Source organism: Streptomyces sp. NPDC006309 (genome assembly GCF_040613095.1).
Lineage (GTDB): Bacteria > Actinomycetota > Actinomycetes > Streptomycetales > Streptomycetaceae > Streptomyces.
Genome location: NZ_JBEXRO010000007.1, coordinates 107223 through 127292, shown reverse-complemented (window position 1 = coordinate 127292; position 20070 = coordinate 107223). Strand labels below are relative to the sequence as shown.

The 20070-nt window shown below is 71.2% G+C and carries 15 protein-coding genes; 9 read left to right on the top strand and 6 right to left on the bottom strand.

Going from position 1 to position 20070, the window contains the following annotated elements; genetic code table 11:
* Window positions 1-51: 51 nt before the first annotated feature.
* The 3 genes from ABZ117_RS12780 to ABZ117_RS12770 form a co-directional block, all read right to left on the bottom strand.
* Entirely contained in the window at window positions 52-1131 is a 1080-nt protein-coding gene (locus tag ABZ117_RS12780) for a serine/threonine-protein kinase (protein WP_356820046.1), read from the bottom strand.
* Between the two features lie 152 nt (window positions 1132-1283).
* A complete protein-coding gene (gene lon / locus ABZ117_RS12775; RefSeq protein WP_356820045.1) occupies window positions 1284-3710 on the bottom strand; it encodes an endopeptidase La in 2427 nt (808 codons plus the stop codon).
* Between the two features lie 115 nt (window positions 3711-3825).
* Window positions 3826-4629: a rhomboid-like protein gene (locus tag ABZ117_RS12770; protein ID WP_356820043.1), complete on the bottom strand. Its 804-nt coding sequence runs from the start codon at window positions 4627-4629 to the stop codon at window positions 3826-3828.
* Between the two features lie 195 nt (window positions 4630-4824).
* On the opposite strand from ABZ117_RS12770, the gene ABZ117_RS12765 reads away from it, so the two are divergent.
* From ABZ117_RS12765 to ABZ117_RS12750, 4 genes are all read left to right on the top strand, one after another.
* Window positions 4825-5502, top strand: coding sequence for a spermidine synthase (locus tag ABZ117_RS12765; protein ID WP_356820041.1), 678 nt, complete (start codon window positions 4825-4827; stop codon window positions 5500-5502).
* A 112-nt stretch (window positions 5503-5614) separates the two neighbouring features.
* Window positions 5615-6355: a response regulator transcription factor gene (locus ABZ117_RS12760; protein ID WP_121786956.1), complete on the top strand. Its 741-nt coding sequence runs from the start codon at window positions 5615-5617 to the stop codon at window positions 6353-6355.
* A complete protein-coding gene (locus ABZ117_RS12755) occupies window positions 6352-7476 on the top strand; it encodes a HAMP domain-containing sensor histidine kinase (RefSeq protein ID WP_356820039.1) in 1125 nt (374 codons plus the stop codon). Before ABZ117_RS12760 ends, ABZ117_RS12755 begins: the two co-directional genes overlap by 4 nt.
* Window positions 7477-7778: 302 nt before the next feature.
* Window positions 7779-11600, top strand: coding sequence for a multifunctional oxoglutarate decarboxylase/oxoglutarate dehydrogenase thiamine pyrophosphate-binding subunit/dihydrolipoyllysine-residue succinyltransferase subunit (locus tag ABZ117_RS12750; protein WP_356820037.1), 3822 nt, complete (start codon window positions 7779-7781; stop codon window positions 11598-11600).
* Window positions 11601-11725: 125 nt separating this feature from the next.
* Here the strand turns inward: ABZ117_RS12750 and ABZ117_RS12745 are convergent, their stop codons facing one another.
* Window positions 11726-11908: a DUF6104 family protein gene (locus ABZ117_RS12745; protein ID WP_019075209.1), complete on the bottom strand. Its 183-nt coding sequence runs from the start codon at window positions 11906-11908 to the stop codon at window positions 11726-11728.
* Window positions 11909-12083: 175 nt separating this feature from the next.
* Here ABZ117_RS12745 and ABZ117_RS12740 point away from each other — a divergent pair, with 175 nt between their 5' ends.
* Both ABZ117_RS12740 and ABZ117_RS12735 read left to right on the top strand, forming a co-directional pair.
* Window positions 12084-13028 carry a DUF4097 family beta strand repeat-containing protein gene (locus ABZ117_RS12740; RefSeq protein WP_356820035.1) on the top strand — a complete coding sequence of 315 codons (945 nt, stop codon included), beginning with the start codon at window positions 12084-12086 and terminating at the stop codon, window positions 13026-13028.
* A gap of 1 nt (window position 13029) precedes the next feature.
* Window positions 13030-14214: a PadR family transcriptional regulator gene (locus ABZ117_RS12735; RefSeq protein WP_356820034.1), complete on the top strand. Its 1185-nt coding sequence runs from the start codon at window positions 13030-13032 to the stop codon at window positions 14212-14214.
* A 24-nt stretch (window positions 14215-14238) separates the two neighbouring features.
* On the opposite strand, the gene ABZ117_RS12730 is transcribed toward ABZ117_RS12735, so the two are convergent.
* Both ABZ117_RS12730 and ABZ117_RS12725 read right to left on the bottom strand, forming a co-directional pair.
* Window positions 14239-15204 carry a zinc-binding dehydrogenase gene (locus ABZ117_RS12730; protein WP_356820032.1) on the bottom strand — a complete coding sequence of 322 codons (966 nt, stop codon included), beginning with the start codon at window positions 15202-15204 and terminating at the stop codon, window positions 14239-14241.
* A 255-nt stretch (window positions 15205-15459) separates the two neighbouring features.
* Window positions 15460-16683: an NADP-dependent malic enzyme gene (locus tag ABZ117_RS12725; RefSeq protein ID WP_356820030.1), complete on the bottom strand. Its 1224-nt coding sequence runs from the start codon at window positions 16681-16683 to the stop codon at window positions 15460-15462.
* 581 nt (window positions 16684-17264) lie between these two features.
* Here ABZ117_RS12725 and ABZ117_RS12720 point away from each other — a divergent pair.
* Genes ABZ117_RS12720 through ABZ117_RS12710 form a run of 3 tightly spaced genes read left to right on the top strand, consistent with a single transcriptional unit; the run spans window position 17265 to window position 20001 of the window.
* Window positions 17265-18224 carry an ABC transporter substrate-binding protein gene (locus tag ABZ117_RS12720; protein WP_356820029.1) on the top strand — a complete coding sequence of 320 codons (960 nt, stop codon included), beginning with the start codon at window positions 17265-17267 and terminating at the stop codon, window positions 18222-18224.
* A gap of 38 nt (window positions 18225-18262) precedes the next feature.
* A complete protein-coding gene (locus ABZ117_RS12715; protein ID WP_356820027.1) occupies window positions 18263-19198 on the top strand; it encodes an amino acid ABC transporter permease in 936 nt (311 codons plus the stop codon).
* Window positions 19199-19248: 50 nt separating this feature from the next.
* Complete coding sequence (locus tag ABZ117_RS12710; protein WP_356820228.1) at window positions 19249-20001, top strand: amino acid ABC transporter ATP-binding protein; 753 nt, start codon at window positions 19249-19251, stop codon at window positions 19999-20001.
* Window positions 20002-20070: the final 69 nt, after the last annotated feature.

The following is a 20070-nucleotide window of genomic DNA, read 5'->3' as shown; positions in this document are numbered from 1 at the left end:
CGCTCCGAGGACTCGGGACTTGTCGGTGCGGAATTCGTCTGGTAGTGGGGGCTAGGCCGCACCCACGCGCGGTGCGTGCCCGCCCGGTGACCGCGGGAAGACGGGCCCGGCCCACGCCGGAGGCCCGGGTACCGCCATCCGGTCCGTTCCGGGCTCGGTGCCGGGGCGGGGTTCCGTGCCCGGGGCGGGGCAAGGGGCGTTCACGCGCAGGTCCACCAGCGTCGGGGTACGGCCGCGCGGACCGACCGCGCCGACGGCCGTGCGCAGGGCCGCCACGAACTCCATACAGGTGTCGTAACGGTCGTCCGGAACCTTGGCCAGGGCCCGCAGCAGTACCTCGTCGGCGCCGGCCGGGATGTCCGGCCGCTTCTCGCTGAGGGCGGGAGGGGTGTCGCACTGGTGGGCCCAGAGCAGCTCGACGTGGTCCTCCCGCTGGAAGGGCGGGGCACCCGTCAGGATCTCCTGGACGACACAGGCGAGGCTGTACAGGTCGGACCTGCCGTCGACGGGGCGCCCGGTGAACCGCTCGGGCGCCACGTAGTCCAGCGTGCCGACGAACTCTCCCACGCTGGTGAACCCGGTCAGCGACAGGGATTTCTTCGCCAGCCCGAAGTCGGCGAGATAGACGTGTTCGGGGTGGTCGCTGTCGATGCCCTCGGCGACCAGGACGTTGCCGGGCTTGACGTCCCGGTGGACCAGGTCGCGCGCGTGGGCCGCGTCCAGGGCGGAGGCTAGCTGGGCGGCGATGCGCAGCGCCGTCGGCACCGGCAGCGGGCCCTCGCGGTCGAGCAGGGCGCGCAGGTCGAGGCCGGCGACGAAGCACATGGCGATGTAGAGGATGCCGTCGGCCTCGCCGGCCTCGAAGACGGGCACGATGTTCGGGTGGTCGATGGCGGCGGCCACCCGGGACTCCTGGGCGAAGCGGCTGCGGAAGGCCTCGTTGCGGGTGTACTCGGGGGCGAGGAGCTTGAGCGCGACCGTGCGGCCGAGGCGCAGGTCCTTGGCGCAGTAGACGACGGCCATGCCGCCGCGGCCGAGTTCGCGCTCGACCCGGTAGCCCGCGATCTCGGCCCCGATCAGGCCGGAGGGGGTTCTGGGCGGCCAACCGGCCCGCCCGGGCGCCGTGTTCATCGAGACACCACCCTCACCCCGGTCCGCTGCGGAGGGCTGGCTCCTGTCTGCATCCTACCGAGTGCTCCCGGTGGACGCCCGGGCTGAAAGCGGGCACGGAACGGGCCCGGACCCCCCTCACGGAGGTCCGGGCCCCGGCCCGTGGCATCCGGTCACGCCGCCACGGACACCTCCGGTGCCGCCACGTCCACGGCGGGCGTGAGCGCCAGTTCCAGGACCTGGCGGACGTCGGTCACGGTGTGGACGTCCAGCTTGTCCAGCACCTCGGCCGGGACGTCGTCCAGGTCGGGTTCGTTGCGCTTGGGGATGATCACGGTGGTCACTCCGGCGCGGTGGGCGGCGAGGAGCTTCTGCTTCACCCCGCCGATGGGCAGCACCCGGCCGGTCAGCGAGACCTCGCCGGTCATGGCGACGTCGGTGCGGACCAGGCGGCCGGAGAGCAGCGAGGCGAGTGCCGTGGTCATCGTGATGCCCGCGCTCGGGCCGTCCTTCGGGACCGCGCCCGCCGGGAAGTGGATGTGCACGCCCCGGTCCTTGAGGTCGGCCACCGGCAGCTCCAGTTCGGCCCCGTGGCTGCGCAGGAAGCTCAGCGCGATCTGCGCCGACTCCTTCATCACGTCACCGAGCTGTCCGGTGAGGGTCAGGCCCGCGCCGCCGGTCTCCGGGTCGGCGAGGGACGCCTCCACGAAGAGCACGTCGCCGCCGGCGCCGGTGACCGCGAGGCCGGTCGCCACGCCGGGCACGGACGTGCGGCGCTCGGCCGGGTCCTGGGCGGACTCGGGCACGTGGTGCGGCCGGCCGATCAGCCCGCGCAGGTCGCCGTCCGTCACGGTGAACGGCAGTTCCCGCTCGCCCAGTTCGTGCTGGGCGGCGATCTTGCGCAGCAGCCGGGCGATGGACCGCTCCAGGGTCCGCACGCCCGCCTCGCGGGTGTACTCGCCGGCGAGCCTGCGCAGCGCGCTCTCGGCGAGCGTGACCTCGTCCCCGTGCAGGCCGGCCCGCTCCAGCTGGCGCGGGAGCAGGTGGTCGCGGGCGATGACGACCTTCTCGTCCTCGGTGTAGCCGTCCAGCCGGACGATCTCCATACGGTCGGCGAGCGCCTCCGGGATGGCCTCCAGGACGTTGGCGGTGGCGAGGAAGACCACGTCGGACAGGTCCAGCTCGACCTCCAGGTAGTGGTCCCGGAAGGTGTGGTTCTGCGCCGGGTCCAGCACCTCCAGCAGGGCCGCCGCCGGGTCGCCGCGGAAGTCCGAGCCCACCTTGTCGATCTCGTCGAGCAGGACGACCGGGTTCATCGACCCGGCCTCCTTGATGGCGCGCACGATCCGGCCGGGCAGCGCGCCGACGTACGTACGGCGGTGGCCGCGGATCTCGGCCTCGTCGCGGACGCCGCCGAGAGCGACGCGGACGAACGCGCGTCCCATCGCGTGGGCGACCGACTGGCCGAGGGAGGTCTTGCCGACCCCGGGCGGCCCGACGAGCGCGAGCACGGCACCGCCGCGCCGCCCGCCGATCACGCCGAGTCCCCGGTCTCCGCGCCGCTTGCGCACGGCCAGGTACTCGGTGATGCGCTCCTTCACGTCCTCCAGGCCGGCGTGCTCGGCGTCGAGCACGGCCTTGGCGCCCCGGATGTCGTAGGCGTCCTCGGTCCGCTCGTTCCACGGCATCTCCAGGACGGTGTCCAGCCAGGTGCGGATCCAGGAGCCCTCGGGCGACTGGTCGGAGGCGCGCTCCAGCTTGTCGACCTCCTTCAGGGCGGCCTCGCGGACCTTCTCCGGCAGGTCGGCGGCCTCCACGCGGGCACGGTAGTCGTCGGACTCCTCGGCGGAGTCCTTGCCGTTCCCGCCGTTCAGCTCGCGCAGCTCCTTGCGGACGGCCTCCAGCTGGCGGCGCAGCAGGAACTCGCGCTGCTGCTTGTCGACGCCCTCCTGGACGTCCTTGGCGATGGTCTCGGCCACGTCCTGCTCGGCGAGGTGGTCGCGGAGCTGCTGGGTGGCGAGCCGGAGCCGGGCCACCGGGTCGGCGGTCTCCAGCAGGGCGAGCTTCTGGTCGGTCGTCAGGAAGGGCGAGTAGCCGGAGTTGTCGGCCAGCGCGGACACGTCGTCGATGGCCTGGACCCGGTCCACGACCTGCCAGGCGCCGCGCTTCTTCAGCCACGTGGTGGCGAGCGCCTTGTACTCCTTGACCAGTTCGGTGACGTGGCCCGGCAGCGGCTCGGGCACGCTCTCCTCGATCCGGGCGCCCTCGACCCACAGGGCCGCGCCCGGGCCGGTGGTGCCGGCGCCGATGCGCACCCGGCTCCGGCCGCGGATCAGGGCCCCGGGGTCACCGTCGGCCAGCCGGCCGACCTGCTCGACCGTGCCGAGGACGCCGGTGCCGGCGTACGTGCCGTCGATGCGCGGGACCAGCAGCACGGTGGGCTTGGCGGATTCCGGCGCGGCGGCCTGCGCGGCCTCCACGGCGGCCCGCACCTCGGCGTCGCTCAGGTCCAGCGGAACGACCATGCCGGGCAGCACGACCTCGTCGTCGAGCGGCAGCAGCGGCAGGTTGAGCGTGAACGCCGGTGACTCAGCAGCCATGATCTCCCCTTCGGCAGTCAACTTGAGCTATGCCGACTCAATGTTCTGGCTGCCCCCGATGTTCCCGACCGGGTGTTCGCCGTGAGCGATCACGGGATCGGTGCAGGTGGGGCCGTTACCGGGCAGCTCGGGCAGGCCGGTACGGGCGCCGGAGGAGCGGCCAGGCGGCCACGCCGATCGCCAGGGCGATGAGGTGCCCCCAGTCGGTCAGGGGGTCCGTGTAGGCGTACAGGTCGCTCAGGAGCGCTCCGGCCACCGGCACCAGCAGGGGCCAGCGCAGCCAGGGGCGGAGCAGTCCGGCCAGCGCGCCGATGCTGGCGGCGACGCCGAAGCTGATGCCGTAGTCGAGGCGGTGCAGGGAGGTCGGCGGCAGATGGCCGGCCAGGACGGCGAGGCCGACCGGGACCTCGGTGGCGAGGGTGGCCAGGACGTGGCCGGCCAGGAAGACGCCGGCGGCCCGCACCCCGCCCGTGCGCCGTTCCAGCGCGGTGAGCACCAGCAGGAACGCGGCGGCGTACGGCGAGACGATCCCGCCCGCGATCCACAGCGCGCTCGCCGTGAGCACCGGCACGGGCGTGCGTATCAGGTGGGCGACGTCCGTGCTGGAGCCCTGGTGGAGGGCGTGGACCAGGGCGGGGTCGGCCACGGCCGCGACCACGGAGGTGAAGGCCAGGACGGTCGCGTACGCGAAGGCGAAGGGGGTGCCGGCCGGGGTGGGCAGCAGGCGCCAGGGCCGTACGGCCGGCCGCGGCCGGCACGCGGGGGCCGGGGCGGACGCCTCCGTGGCACCGCGCTGACGGGGCACGCCGTCCAGCAGGCCGGTGGCCGGCGAGGGCGCGGCGGCGGGCCCGCCGGGAAAGGGCGGGCCCGGCCGGTGCGGGGACACGGCCGTCGCAGGACCCTCAGTGATCCGTTCCACGGTGCGGCGCTCCTTCCGTCGCGCTCCACCCTTGGGGTCCGGCGTGCCGCTGTCTATGACCGACGCCACGCGGGAGCGGATTCACAGCAACCTCTCACTCCTCGGACGCGTCCGGGTGCCGTCCTCCCGGGGCGGCCGTCGCGGTCGTCCGCAATTCCCGTGAAGGCCGGGCCGTGTTGGGCCAGGATGGGGGTCATGACTGCCCCGCACGACTCTCCCGTGGTCCTGGACCGGCGCGACGGCCCGTACGGGGAGGTGGTGCTGCGCAGACACGGCCCGCTGCTCCAGATCATCGCCAACGGCTGCTTCCTGATGGACACCTCCGACGGCCGTTCGGAGCGGCTGCTGGTCGACGCCGCCCGCGCCGCGCTGGACGGGCGGCCGGAGCCTGATGTGCTGATCGGGGGGCTGGGCGTGGGGTTCTCGCTCGCACACGCGGTGTCCGGTCCGGGGTGGGGGCGGATCACCGTGGTGGAGCGGGAGCCCGCCGTCATCGGCTGGCACCGGCGGGGGCCGCTGGCGGAGGTGTCCGGCGGCGCGCTCGCCGATCCGCGGACCCGGATCGTGGAAGCGGATCTCGTGGCGTACGTCAATGAGACATCGGACACGTTCGACGCGCTGTGTCTCGACATCGACAACGGGCCCGGCTGGACCGTCACGGAGGACAACGACAGCCTCTACTCGCCGGCCGGACTGGCCGCCTGCGCAAGGGTGTTGAGACCCGGCGGGGTGCTCGCCGTGTGGTCTGCGCAGCCCTCTCCGGAATTTGAAGGAAGCTTGCGGAATGCCGGGTTCCAGCAGGTGCGTACCGAAGAGGTGCCCGTTGCCCGGGGCGTTCCGGACGCTGTGCACCTCGCCGTCCGACCTGGATAGCGACAGCGCGGGCAGTCCCCGTAATGTGCTGCCCTGACGCCGATCATTCAAGCGTCAAACGCAGACATGGGATCACCCCACGGATTCCGGAAAGCAACAACAGGGGCGGGCGATGGAGCAGACACACACCTCCCAGAGCGGCGCGGCGACGACCACCCCGGGCGCACAGCGCCGGGTGCTGGTCGTCGAGGACGACCTCACGATCGTCGACGCCATCGCGGCCCGGCTCCGTGCCGAGGGATTCCTGGTGCAGACGGCGGCCGACGGTCCCGCCGCCGTCGACACGGCCGAGGCCTGGCAGCCCGACCTGCTGATCCTCGACATCATGCTGCCCGGCTTCGACGGGCTGGAGGTCTGCCGGCGCGTGCAGGCCCAGCGCCCGGTGCCGGTGCTGATGCTCACCGCGCGGGACGACGAGACCGACATGCTGGTCGGGCTCGGCGTCGGCGCCGACGACTACATGACCAAGCCGTTCTCGATGCGGGAACTGGCGGCACGCGTGCACGTGCTGCTGCGCCGGGTGGAGCGGGCGACGATCGCCGCCGCCACCCCGCGCTCCGGCATCCTGCGTCTCGGCGAGCTGGAGATCGACCACGCGCAGCGCCGGGTCCGGGTGAAGGCGGAGGACGTCCATCTGACGCCGACCGAGTTCGACCTGCTGGTGTGCCTGGCGAACACCCCGCGCGCGGTGCTCTCCCGGGAGCAGCTGCTGGCCGAGGTGTGGGACTGGGCGGACGCCTCCGGCACCCGCACGGTCGACAGCCACATCAAGGCGCTGCGCCGGAAGATCGGCGCCGAGCGGATCCGCACCGTGCACGGTGTGGGCTACGCGCTGGAGACGCCGGCCCCATGAGCGGTGACGGGCGCCGGGCCGCACACAGCAGCCACCGGCCCTCCGGTGGGGAACCCTGGGGCGGCGTGCGCCCGTTCTCGATCAAGACCAAGCTGGGCGCGCTGGTGGTCATCGCGGTGCTGATCACCACCGGGCTGTCGATCGTCGCCGTGCACACCAAGACGGAGCTGCGCTTCATCACCGTCTTCTCGATGATCGCCACCCTGCTCATCACCCAGTTCGTGGCGCACTCGCTCACCATGCCGCTGGACGAGATGAACACGGTGGCCCGCTCCATCTCGCGCGGCGACTACACGCGCCGCGTGAAGGAGAACCGCCGGGACGAACTCGGCGACCTGGCGCAGACGATCAACGTCATGGCCGACGAGCTGGAGGCCCAGGACAGCCAGCGCAAGGAGCTGGTGGCGAACGTCTCGCACGAGCTGCGCACCCCGATCGCGGGCCTGCGCGCGGTGCTGGAGAACATCGTCGACGGGGTCACCGAGCCCGACCAGGAGACGATGCGGACGGCCCTGAAGCAGACCGAGCGGCTCGGCCGGCTGGTGGAGACCCTGCTGGACCTCTCCCGGCTCGACAACGGCGTCGTACCGCTGAAGCTGCGGCGGTTCGAGGTGTGGCCGTACCTCTCGGGCGTGCTCAAGGAGGCCAACATGGTCGCCTCCGCGCGCGCGGGCATCGCCTCCGGCTCCGGCAGCCACACCCGGACGGACGTCCATCTGCACCTCGACGTCTCGCCGCCGGAGCTGACCGCGCACGCGGATCCCGAGCGGCTCCACCAGGTCGTCGCCAACCTCATCGACAACGCGGTCAAGCACAGCCCGCCGCACGGCCGTGTGACCGTGAAGGCGCGGCGCGGTCCGCAGCCGGAGTCGCTGGAGCTGGAGATCCTGGACGAGGGGCCCGGCATCCCCCGGTCGGAGTGGCACCGGGTGTTCGAGCGGTTCAACCGGGGAGCGGTGACCCGGCCGCACGGGCCGGGCAGCGACGGCGGTACGGGGCTGGGGCTGGCGATCGCCCGGTGGGCCGTGGATCTGCACCGTGGCCGGATCGGTGTGGCCGAATCCGAGCGGGGCTGCCGGATCATCGTCACTCTTCCGGGCCTGACTTCCGCCACGAGTTGACGTAGGGTCCGAACCGGAAGCACAAGATCCACGACGGTCGGCGCCGCTCGGCGCGGCCGCGGCCGTGTGATCGGGACCAGGCCCGCGCCACCCGTCGAACGAAGACGCGCAGGGCTCCGGCCGGTGCACCCTCCCACGTGCGGAACCACGGTTGTTTCCCGCCATTTCAAGCCCCGAAACAAGATTTCCGATGTGACTTACGCGACGATGAACGGGCCCGACCTGACCTTCACGGTCAGGGAGGCGTAGCCTTTATTCCCGCTGTCCATCACCTTGTGAAGCGGAAGAGGGCGGTTGCCGCCGTGTCGCCACAGTCCCCCAGTAACTCGAGCATCTCAACCGATGACCAAGCCGGGAAGAACCCCGCAGCCGCGTTCGGTCCGAACGAGTGGCTCGTCGACGAGATCTATCAGCAGTACCTCCAGGACCCGAATTCCGTAGACCGCGCCTGGTGGGACTTCTTCGCCGACTACAAGCCGGGCGCTCCTGCCACCCCGGCTCCGGCGGGTACTGCGGCCGCGGGGGCCGCAGACACCCCCACCACGGCCCCGCAGGCCCAGCCCGCGGCCCCGGCCCCGGCCCCGGCCGCCGCCCCCGCGGCCCCGAAGCCCGCGGCCGCCGAGGCCAAGGCCCCCGCCCCAGCGCCCGCCGCCGCACCCGCTCCCGCGGCGAAGGCCGCCCCGGCCGAGCCGGCGCGCCCCGCACAGGCGCCCGCTCAGCCGAAGGGCAAGGCCGCGCCCGCCGCCGAGGCCCCCGAGGGGCCGGAGCTGATCACGCTGCGTGGTCCGGCCGCCGCCGTCGTGAAGAACATGAACGCCTCGCTGGAACTGCCGACCGCCACCTCGGTGCGCGCGGTACCGGTGAAGCTGCTGTTCGACAACCGCATCGTCATCAACAACCACCTCAAGCGCGCCCGCGGCGGGAAGATCTCCTTCACGCACATCATCGGGTACGCGATGGTGCAGGCCATCAAGGCCATGCCGTCGATGAACTGGTCGTTCGGCGAGAAGGACGGCAAGCCGACCCTGGTCAAGCCGCCGCACGTCAACCTCGGCCTCGCCATCGACCTGGTGAAGCCGAACGGTGACCGCCAGCTGGTCGTCGCGGCGATCAAGAAGGCCGAGACGCTGAACTTCTTCGAGTTCTGGCAGGCCTACGAGGACATCGTCCGCCGCGCCCGCGACGGCAAGCTGACGATGGACGACTTCACCGGCGTGACGGTCTCCCTGACCAACCCCGGCGGCCTCGGCACCGTCCACTCCGTGCCGCGTCTGATGCCCGGCCAGTCCGTGATCATGGGCGTCGGCTCCATGGACTACCCGGCGGAGTTCCAGGGCACCAGCCAGGACACCCTGAACAAGCTCGGCATCTCCAAGGTCATGACGCTCACGTCGACCTACGACCACCGGGTCATCCAGGGCGCCGCCTCCGGCGAGTTCCTGCGCGTCGTCGCGAACCTGCTGCTCGGCGAGAACGGCTTCTACGACGACGTCTTCGAGGCGCTGCGGATCCCCTACGAGCCGGTCCGCTGGCTCAAGGACATCGACGCCTCCCACGACGACGACGTCACCAAGGCCGCCCGTGTCTTCGAGCTGATCCACTCCTACCGGGTCCGCGGCCACGTCATGGCCGACACCGACCCGCTGGAGTACCGCCAGCGCAAGCACCCCGACCTGGACATCGTCGAGCACGGCCTCACCCTGTGGGACCTGGAGCGCGAGTTCGCCGTCGGCGGCTTCGCCGGCAAGTCGATGATGAAGCTGCGCGACATCCTCGGCGTGCTCCGCGACTCGTACTGCCGCACCACCGGCATCGAGTTCATGCACATCCAGGACCCCAAGCAGCGCAAGTGGATCCAGGACCGCGTGGAGCGCGGCCACTCCAAGCCGGAGCGCGAGGAGCAGCTGCGCATCCTGCGCCGGCTGAACGCGGCGGAGGCCTTCGAGACCTTCCTCCAGACCAAGTACGTCGGCCAGAAGCGCTTCTCGCTGGAGGGCGGCGAGTCCGTCATCCCGCTGCTGGACGCGGTCATCGACTCGGCGGCCGAGTCCCGCCTGGACGAGGTCGTCATCGGCATGGCCCACCGCGGCCGGCTGAACGTCCTCGCCAACATCGTCGGCAAGTCGTACGCGCAGATCTTCCGTGAGTTCGAGGGCAACCTCGACCCGAAGTCGATGCACGGCTCCGGCGACGTGAAGTACCACCTGGGCGCCGAGGGCACCTTCACCGGCCTGGACGGCGAGCAGATCAAGGTCTCCCTGGTCGCCAACCCTTCCCACCTGGAGGCCGTCGACCCGGTCCTGGAGGGTGTCTCCCGCGCCAAGCAGGACATCATCAACAAGGGCGGCACGGACTTCACGGTCCTGCCGGTGGCGATCCACGGCGACGCGGCCTTCGCGGGCCAGGGCGTGGTGGCCGAGACCCTGAACATGTCGCAGCTGCGGGGCTACCGCACCGGCGGCACGGTCCACATCGTCATCAACAACCAGGTCGGCTTCACCGCGGCCCCCGAGTCCTCGCGTTCCTCCATGTACGCCACGGACGTCGCCCGCATGATCGAGGCCCCGATCTTCCACGTGAACGGCGACGACCCCGAGGCCGTCGTCCGCGTCGCCCGGCTGGCCTTCGAGTTCCGCCAGGCGTTCAACAAGGACGTGGTCATCGACCTCATCTGCTACCGCCGCCGCGGTCACAACGAGTCGGACAACCCGGCCTTCACCCAGCCGCTGATGTACGACCTGATCGACAAGAAGCGCTCGGTGCGCAAGCTGTACACCGAGTCCCTGATCGGTCGCGGCGACATCACCCTGGAGGAGGCCGAGCAGGCCCTCCAGGACTACCAGGGCCAGCTGGAGAAGGTCTTCACGGAGGTCCGCGAGGCCACCTCCCAGCCGGCCGCCGGCGACGCCCGGGCGCCCCAGGACGGCTTCCCGGTCGCGGTGCCCACCGCGGTCTCCGCGGAGGTCGTCAAGCGGATCGCCGAATCCCAGGTCAACGTCCCCGACCACATCACGGTGCACCCGCGGCTCCTGCCGCAGCTCCAGCGCCGGGCGGCGATGGTCGAGGACGGCACCATCGACTGGGGCATGGGCGAGACCCTGGCCATCGGCTCCCTGCTGCTGGAGGGCACCCCGGTCCGCCTCGCGGGCCAGGACTCCCAGCGCGGCACCTTCGGCCAGCGCCACGCGGTGCTCATCGACCGGGAGACCGGCGAGGAGTACACCCCGCTCCAGTACCTCTCCGAGGACCAGGCGCGCCTGAACGTCTACAACTCGCTGCTCTCCGAGTACGCGGCGATGGGCTTCGAGTACGGCTACTCGCTGGCCCGGCCCGACGCGCTCGTCATGTGGGAGGCGCAGTTCGGCGACTTCGTCAACGGCGCGCAGACGGTCGTGGACGAGTTCATCTCCTCGGCCGAGCAGAAGTGGAGCCAGACCTCCGGCGTCGTCCTGCTGCTGCCGCACGGCTACGAGGGCCAGGGCCCGGACCACTCCTCGGCCCGCCCGGAGCGCTTCCTCCAGCTGTGCGCGCAGAACAACATGACGGTGGCGATGCCCACGTCCCCGTCGAACTACTTCCACCTCCTGCGGTGGCAGGTGCACAACCCGCACCACAAGCCGCTGGTCGTCTTCACCCCGAAGTCGATGCTGCGCCTGAAGGCGGCGGCGTCGAAGGCGGAGGAGTTCACGAGCGGCGAGTTCCGCCCGGTCATCGGCGACGCCTCGGTCGACCCGGCCGCCGTGCGCAAGGTCGTCTTCTGCGCCGGCAAGGTCTACTACGACCTGGAGGCCGAGCGGCAGAAGCGCGGCGTCACGGACACGGCCATCATCCGCATCGAGCGGCTGTACCCGCTGCCGGGTGCCGAGCTCCAGGCGGAGATCAAGAAGTACCCGAACGCCGAGAAGTACCTGTGGGCGCAGGAGGAGCCGGCGAACCAGGGTGCCTGGCCGTTCATCGCGCTCAACCTGATCGACCACCTGGACCTGGCGGTCGGCGCGGACGTCCCGCACGGCGAGCGGCTGCGGCGCATCTCGCGCCCGCACGGCTCGTCCCCGGCGGTGGGTTCGGCCAAGCGCCACCAGTCCGAGCAGGAGCAGCTGGTGCGTGAGGTGTTCGAGGCCTAGGCCTCCCAGACCTCCCGCGGCACGCCGCGACAAAGGGCCCGGCACCGAGTATCGACTCGGTGCCGGGCCCTTCGTCCGTGCGGGACCGTGCGCGGTGAGGCGGGATGCCGCCGGCTGCGCGGGACCTACTCGTCGTCGTCCTCGTCGTCGAGGCGCGCGAGCCAGGTGGCCAGCCGCTCCACGGGCACCTCGAAGTCCGGGTTCAGGTCCACGAACGTCCGCAGCTGCTCGGCGAGCCACTCGAAGGTGACCTCCTCCTCGCCACGCCGCTTCTCCAGCTCCTCGATACCGCGGTCGGTGAAATACATGGGGCCGTGTCTCCTGCGCATCCATCCAGGGCGTTGCTGACTGGGTCCAGCCTATGCGCCGGACCGGCCGGTCCCCTCACCGCAAAGAGCGTCTTGACTTCACGGGGCCACGATATATCGTGTTTCACGAGACGCGATATGACGCGTCGCCACGCCGTCCCGCCGAGGAGGCCCCATGCCCGAGTGGTCCGTCACCGAGCCCCGGAAGCTGACCTTTGACACCCCCGTACGCGACCTGCACGTCCGGCTCGTCAACGGCACGGTCAACGTCGTGAGCACGGACGAACCCGCCGCCCGCCTGGAGGTCTCGGAGGTCGAGGGCCCACCCCTGGTGGTCACCCAGCGGGACGGCACCCTGACCGTGTCGTACGAGGACCTGCACTGGAAGGGCTTCCTGAAGTGGCTCGACCAGGCGGGCCGGCGGCGCAGCGCCGTCGTCTCCCTCGCCGTTCCCGCCGGCACCCGGGTGGAGGTGGGCGTGGTCGGCGCCGGCGCGGTCGTCTCCGGCATCCGCGGCCCCGTCGATGTCAAAGGGGTGACCGGCGACACCACCCTGGTCGGCGTCTCGGGCCCGGTCCGCGCGGACACCGTGTCGGGGAACCTGGAGGCCCAGGCGGTCACGGGCGACCTGCGGTTCCACTCGGTCTCGGGCGACCTGACCGTGGTCGACGGCTCCGGCCCCTCCGTCCGCGCGGAATCCGTCACCGGCTCCATGATCGTCGACCTGGACCCGGACGGGCCCACAGAGGTCGGCCTGACCAGCGTCTCCGGCGAGATCGCCATCCGCCTGCCGCACCCGGCGGACGCCACGGTCGAGGCCAACACCGCGAGCGGCACGATCTCCAGCGCCTTCGACGGACTGCGGGTGCACGGCCAGTGGGGCGCCCACAAGGTCTCCGGGCGGCTCGGCGCGGGCACCGGGCGGCTGCGCGCCACCACGGTCTCCGGCTCGATCGCCCTGCTGCGCCGCCCGCCCCGGGACGAGGAGGAGCACACCCCCTGGGAGACGGAGCCCGACTCCCCGCAGCCCGCCGGCCCACCCGGCGCCCCGGCCGACGGCGCCCCGGCGACCGACGGCCCGACGACCGAAGGTACGACGACCGACAAGAAGGTGCTCTGACATGCCTCCCGTCTTCGCCCACGGCCGCCTCCGCCTGTACCTGCTCAAACTGCTCGACGAGGCCCCGCGCCACGGTTACGAGGTGATCAGGCTCCTGGAGGAACGCTTCCAGGGCCTGTACGCCCCCTCGGCGGGCACGGTCTACCCCCGCCTGGCCAAGCTGGAGGCGGAGGGCCTGGTCCGGCACACCACCGAGGGCGGCCGGAAGGTGTACGCGATCACGGACGCGGGCCGGGCCGAACTGGCCGACCGCGGCGGTGAGCTGGCCGACCTGGAACTGGAGATCCGCGAGTCGGTGGCGGAACTGGCCGCCGAGATACGGGCCGACGTGCGCGGCGCGGCCGGCGACCTGCGCCGCGAGATGCGCGCGGCGGCCTCGGAGGCCCGCCGGGGAACCAGGGCGGCCGGCACCGGGCCGGATACCTTCCCGGACCTGGGGAAGGACGGGACCGAAGGGGGCCGGGGGGAGGGCGGGGAGTACGACGACCTGAGCGACAAGGAGGCCTGGAAGGCCGCCAAGGAGGAGATGCGCCGGGTCAAGCAGGAGTGGAAGGAGCAGGCCCGCCGGGCCAAGGACGAGAGCCGCCGGGCCCGTGAGGAGGCCCAGCGCGCCCGCCACAAGGCGCAGGAGGCGCAGGCTCGGGCGCGGGCCCAGGCGCAGGAGGAGGTGCAGCGCATGGCCCGACGGGTCCAGGACCGGGTACTGGACCACTTCGCCCGCGGGGACTGGCCGACCGGCGTCCGCGACGGCCTGACGGAACTGGCCAAGGAGTTCGGCGAGTTCGGGAAGGACTTCGGCAAGGAGTTCGGGAAGGACCTCGGCGGCAGCTGGACCTTCGGCCGCACCACCGAGGAGACCTCCGCACCCGCCCCGGCCCCCGCTCAGGAGCCGCACTACACCTCCGCCCCGGCGGACTTCCCCACGGCGTACGAACCCCTCTGGGCCCACGAGGACTTCACCGGTGACCCGGCCCGTGACCTGGACCGTCTCCTGGACCGCTTCCGCGACGACATCCGTGACGCGGCCCGCGACCACGGCGTCACCCCGGAGCAGCTCGGTGCGGCCCGCCACCACCTCTCGACGGCGGCAGCCCACATCGCGGCACTCCTTGACCCCCGCGATCCCAGGACCCCCTCCCGGCCCACCGGGACGGGCGGGCAGAAGGAGAACCCGGGACCGGGGTAGCCCGGCGGGACGGCTCCGCTCCACTCAGGAACCGGTCAGCACGATCTTCCCGAACTGCTCACCGGACGCCAGCCGCTCGAAGCCCTCGCGGGCGCGGTCCAGCGGCAGCTCCTCGTCGATGACGGGCCGTACACCGGTCGCGGCGCAGAAGGAGAGGAGGTCCTCCAGCTCGTCCTTGGTGCCCATGGTCGAGCCGACGACCTTCAGCTCCAGGAAGAAGATGCGGGTCAGTTCGGCATGCGAGGGCCGGTCGCCGCTGGTGGCGCCCGAGATGACGAGGGTGCCGCCGGGCCGCAGGGACTTCACCGAGTGGGACCAGGTGGCGGCGCCGACGGTCTCGATGACGGCGTCCACCCGCTGCGGCAGCCGGGCCCCGGGCTCGACGGCCTCCACGGCCCCGAGTTCCAGGGCCCGCTTGCGCTTCGCCTCGTCCCGGCTGGTCGCGAAGACCCGCAGCCCGGCCGCCTTGCCGAGGATGATCGCGGCCGTGGCGACACCGCCGCCCGCGCCCTGCACGAGAACCGAGTCACCTGGCCGTACACCGGCGTTGGTGAACAGCATCCGGTAGGCGGTCAGCCAGGCGGTCGGCAGACAGGCGGCCTCGGCGAAGGACAGCTCCCTGGGCTTGGGCAGGACGTTCCACGTCGGCACGGTGACCTGCTCGGCGAAGGTGCCCTGGTAGCGCTCGGTGAGGATGGAGCGCGGCTCGTCCGGGCCGACGCCGTGGCCGGTCTGGCCGATGACGGAGTGCAGGACGACCTCGTTGCCGTCCTCGTCGATGCCGGCGGCGTCGCAGCCTAGGATCATCGGCAGCCGGTCCTCCGGCAGGCCGACGCCCCGCAGGGACCAGAGGTCATGGTGATTGAGGGAAGCGGCCCGTACGGTGATGGTGCTCCAGCCGGGACGGGCCTCGGGAGCCGGACGCTCCCCCAACTCGAGGCCGGTGAGCGGCTGGTCGCGGTCGATTCGGGCGGCGTAGACAGCGAACATGCTGCTGACGATAGGTGCACGGTGCAGCCGGCGGAACCAGGCCCGCCTGTGACACATGCCCTCTTGCGCAACGGCACCCGTGCGGCGCAGAACGCGGTGAGACGCCCGACAGCGCCGTGCCCTCACCCGTCCGGGCGCGCGGGCAGGCGGAAAAACAGGCCGGAAGACAGCCAGAGAAGGGGGCACAGAAGCGGGCAGAGAAGCGGGCCAAGAAGAACGGCCCCGCCCGGGCGGGCGGGGCCGTTCAGCGCTGCGTCAGCCGCGGGCGACGCCCTCGGCGCGCGCGGCGGCCGCGACCGCCGCGGTCACGGCCGGAGCGACCCGCTCGTCGAACGGGGACGGGATCACGTAGTCCGCGGCGAGGTCGTCCCCGACCACCGCGGCCAGCGCCTCGGCGGCGGCGATCTTCATCCCCTCGGTGATCCGCGTGGCCCGCACCTGGAGCGCGCCCGCGAAGATCCCGGGGAAGGCCAGCACGTTGTTGATCTGGTTCGGGAAGTCCGAGCGTCCGGTGGCGACGACCGCCGCGTACTTGTGCGCCACGTCGGGGTGCACCTCGGGGTTCGGGTTGGCCATCGCGAAGACGAAGGCGCCCTGCGCCATGGAGGCGACGGCCTCCTCCGCGACCGTACCGCCGGAGACGCCGATGAAGACGTCCGCGCCCGCGAGCGCGTCCTCCAGCGAGCCGGTGAGGCCGGCCTTGTTGGTGAAGGACGCCAGCTCGCGCTTGACCGGGGTCAGGTCCGCCCGGTCGGCCGACACGACGCCCTTGCGGTCCGCCACGGCCACGTCCCCGATGCCGGCCTCGACCAGCATCCGGGCGATGGCGACACCGGCCGCGCCGGCGCCGGAGATGACGGCCCGCAGCTGCCCGATCTCGCGCCGGCTGAGCCGGGCCGCGTTCCGCAGCGCCGCGAGCGTCACCACGGCCGTTCCGTGCTGGTCGTCGTGGAAGACCGGGATGTCGAGCCGCTCCTGGAGCCGGCGCTCGATCTCGAAGCACCGGGGCGCCGAGATGTCCTCCAGGTTCACTCCGCCGAAGGACGGGGCGAGCCGGACGACGGTCTCGACGATGTCGTCCACGTCGGTGCAGTCGAGCGCGATCGGCACCGCGTCGACGCCGCCGAACTGCTTGAACAGGATGGCCTTGCCCTCCATCACGGGGAGGGACGCCTGGGGACCGATGTCCCCGAGTCCGAGCACGGCGGTGCCGTCGGTGACGACGGCTACCACGCTGGACTTCCATGTGTAGTCGTTGACCAGCTCCGGCTGTTCCGCGATCGCGGTGCACACGCGAGCGACGCCGGGCGTGTACGCGAGGGAAAGGTCGTCCTTGTCGCGGATCGGCACGGTGGCCTGCACGGCCATCTTGCCGCCGCGGTGCAGCGCGAACACCGGGTCGAACGAATCGAGGGGCTCGGCCCCTCCGTCCTGGTCCGTACCGTTGTCGCTGCGAGGATTGACGATCTCCGCTGCCACTTTGTTGTACCCCTTAGCTATGCATGGTTTGAGGGTCGACCACTCCTGGTGAGGGGTGGGCGGGCACCGCGCACGGCTCGATTGCGGATACGTACGAGCACATACGCGACGGGCGCGCCGCACACGCGCCCTGAGCCCCGGATGAGGGGTGTAAAGAACCTTCTTACCGGACGGACGGCGCCCGCGACGAGTCCATTAGGTGCAAGGTCACATCCCGGAACAGCAAAGCGGCGGGAAGGTGACACACGGCCGGCGGCACGGGGGCGGCACGCGGGCGCCCCGGCGCGACGGGAGCGGCCGGGCGGTGAGGTGGCCGCGGAGGGTGATCACATCGTGAGACACGCCGAAGATTTTCCGGCCGGAGCGCTGGATTCCCGCAGATGATCCTGCGGCTATGGACCGGGGTTGTACCGACCTGATGCGGTTCGGGGGTGACCCGTTATCCGATTTTGACATAGCGACGCCCCTGAATGGCGTAGTCCGAATGGCAAGATGCCGTAAACCCACGAGGTCGCGACACCCGAAGGTGTGTGTTTCCGTCGACCCATCGGCAACTCTTCCCATCCGCCGGAGGAACCACGATGACCGCAAGCTCCACCCGTCGTACAAGCGCCGCGCGCTCACGTCTGGCCGCGGCCGGTGCGATCGCGGTCGCAGGCGCCCTGCTGCTCACCGGCTGCGGTGACCAGACCAAGGACAAGAACAAGGACTCCGGCGGTGCGTCCACCAGCACCGCTCCGCTCGCCGACAAGCTCCCGCAGGACATCCGCAGCGCCGGCAAGATCAAGGTCGGTTCGGACATCGCGTACGCGCCGGTGGAGTTCAAGGACGCCTCCGGCAAGGTCGTCGGCCTGGACCCGGACCTGGCGGCGGCCATGGGCAAGCAGCTCGGGGTGACGTTCGAGTTCGAGAACGGTACCTTCGACGCCCTGCTCACCGGTCTGCGCTCGGGCCGCAACGACATCGCGATGTCGGCGATGACGGACAACAAGAACCGTCAGGAGGGCGTCGACCCGGACACGGGCAAGAAGGTCGGCGAGGGCGTCGACTTCGTCGACTACCTGAACGCCGGTGTCTCGATCTACACCCGCAAGGGTGACACCAACGGCATCACCACCTGGTCGGACCTGTGCGGCAAGAAGCTGGCCGTCGAGCGGGGCACCATCTCGGAGGACCTGGCCAAGCAGGAGGCCAAGAAGTGTCCCGCCGGCAAGAAGCTCACCGTCGAGGCCTTCGACGACGACCAGCAGTCCCAGACCCGGCTGCGCTCGGGCGGCGTGGACGCGGCCTCCTCCGACTTCCCGGTCGCCGCGTGGGCGGTCAAGAACTCGGGCGGCGGCAAGGACTTCCAGCTCGTCGGCGATCAGGTCCAGGCGGCCCCGTACGGCATCGCGGTCGCCAAGAAGCAGACGCAGCTGCGGGACGCCATCAAGGCCGCGATGGACGCGATCATCAAGAACGGCGAGTACAAGACGATCCTCGAGAAGTGGGGCGCCGAGGACGGCGCGGTCAAGCAGTCCGCGATCAACGGCGGCAAGTGACCCGCGTCGGCGCCAGCGGCCACTGAGAGGCAATACCCGTGACTGACATCGACAAGACGGCGGGCCCGAAGGGCACACCCCCGTCCGGCGCGGAGGCCATCAAGGCCATCCCCGTCCGGCACTACGGGCGGTACGTCTCCGCCGTCATCGCGATCGCGCTCCTCGTCGCGATCATCTACGCGTTCAGCCAGGGCAGGATCAACTGGCACGCGGTACCGGACTACTTCTTCGACGACCGGATCCTGACCGGTGTCGGCAAGACCCTGCTGCTGACGGTCCTGTCCATGGTGATCGGCATCGTCGGCGGCATCGTCCTGGCGGTGATGCGGCTGTCCAAGAACCCGGTGACCTCGTCGATCGCCTGGTTCTACATCTGGTTCTTCCGCGGCACCCCGGTCCTGGTCCAGCTGTTCCTCTGGTTCAACCTGGGCCTGGTCTTCGAGTACATCAACCTGATGCCGCTCTACAAGGACTACTGGTCGAACTTCATGACGCCGTTGCTGACGGCGCTGCTCGGCCTGGGTCTGAACGAGGCGGCCTACATGGCCGAGATCTGCCGGGCCGGTCTGCTCGCGGTGGACGAGGGCCAGACCGAGGCGGCCCACGCGCTCGGCATGAGCCAGGGCAAGACGCTGCGCCGGGTGATCATCCCGCAGGCGATGCGCGTGATCGTGCCGCCGACGGGCAACGAAGTGATCAACATGCTGAAGACGACCTCGCTCGTGGCGGCCGTCCAGTACCCCGAACTGTTCCGCTACGCCCAGGACATCGGCCAGAACTCCGGTGCCCCGGTGGAGATGTACTTCCTCGCCGCGGCCTGGTACCTGATCATGACCTCGGTCCTGAGCGTCGGCCAGTACTACGTCGAGCGCTACTACGCCCGCGGCTCCAGCCGCCAGCTGCCACCGACGCCGTGGCAGAAGGTCAGGACGAACATGCTCTCCCTGGGCCGGCCGAAGGGTGGCATGGCATGACCGACAAGCCGAACAAGACGCAGGACACCCCGGTCGACGGGACCGTCCCGATGGTCAGGGCGGAGGGCGTCCACAAGTCCTTCGGCCACGTGGAGGTGCTCAAGGGCATCGACCTGGAGGTGAAGCCGGGCGAGGTGTTCTGCCTCATCGGCCCCTCCGGCTCCGGCAAGTCGACCTTCCTGCGGTGCATCAACCACCTGGAGAAGATCAACGCCGGGCGGCTGTACGTCGACGGCGAGCTGGTCGGCTACCGCCAGCAGGGCGAGAAGCTGTACGAGCTGCGCGACCGCGAGGTCGCCATGAAGCGCCGGGACATCGGCATGGTCTTCCAGCGCTTCAACCTGTTCCCGCACATGACGGCCCTGGACAACGTCATGGAGGCGCCGGTGCAGGTGCGGGGCACCAGCAGGACGCAGGCCCGGGAACGGGCCGTGCAGCTGCTGGAGCGCGTGGGCCTGGCCGACCGGGCCGGGCACTACCCCTCGCAGCTCTCCGGCGGCCAGCAGCAGCGCGTGGCCATCGCCCGGGCGCTGGCGATGGACCCGAAGCTGATGCTGTTCGACGAGCCGACCTCGGCCCTGGACCCGGAGCTGGTCGGTGACGTCCTGGACGTCATGCGGGACCTCGCCGAGTCCGGGATGACCATGGTGGTCGTCACCCATGAGATGGGCTTCGCCCGCGAGGTGGGCGACAGCCTGGTGTTCATGGACGACGGCGTGGTGGTGGAATCCGGCCATCCGCGGGAGGTCCTGGGCAACCCGCAGCACGAGCGGACGCAGTCCTTCCTGTCGAAGGTGCTGTAGACACGCGGGAGAGGGGCGGTACGGCCACGGCCGTACCGCCCCTCTCCTCTGCGAGGCCGCGGCAGCCCC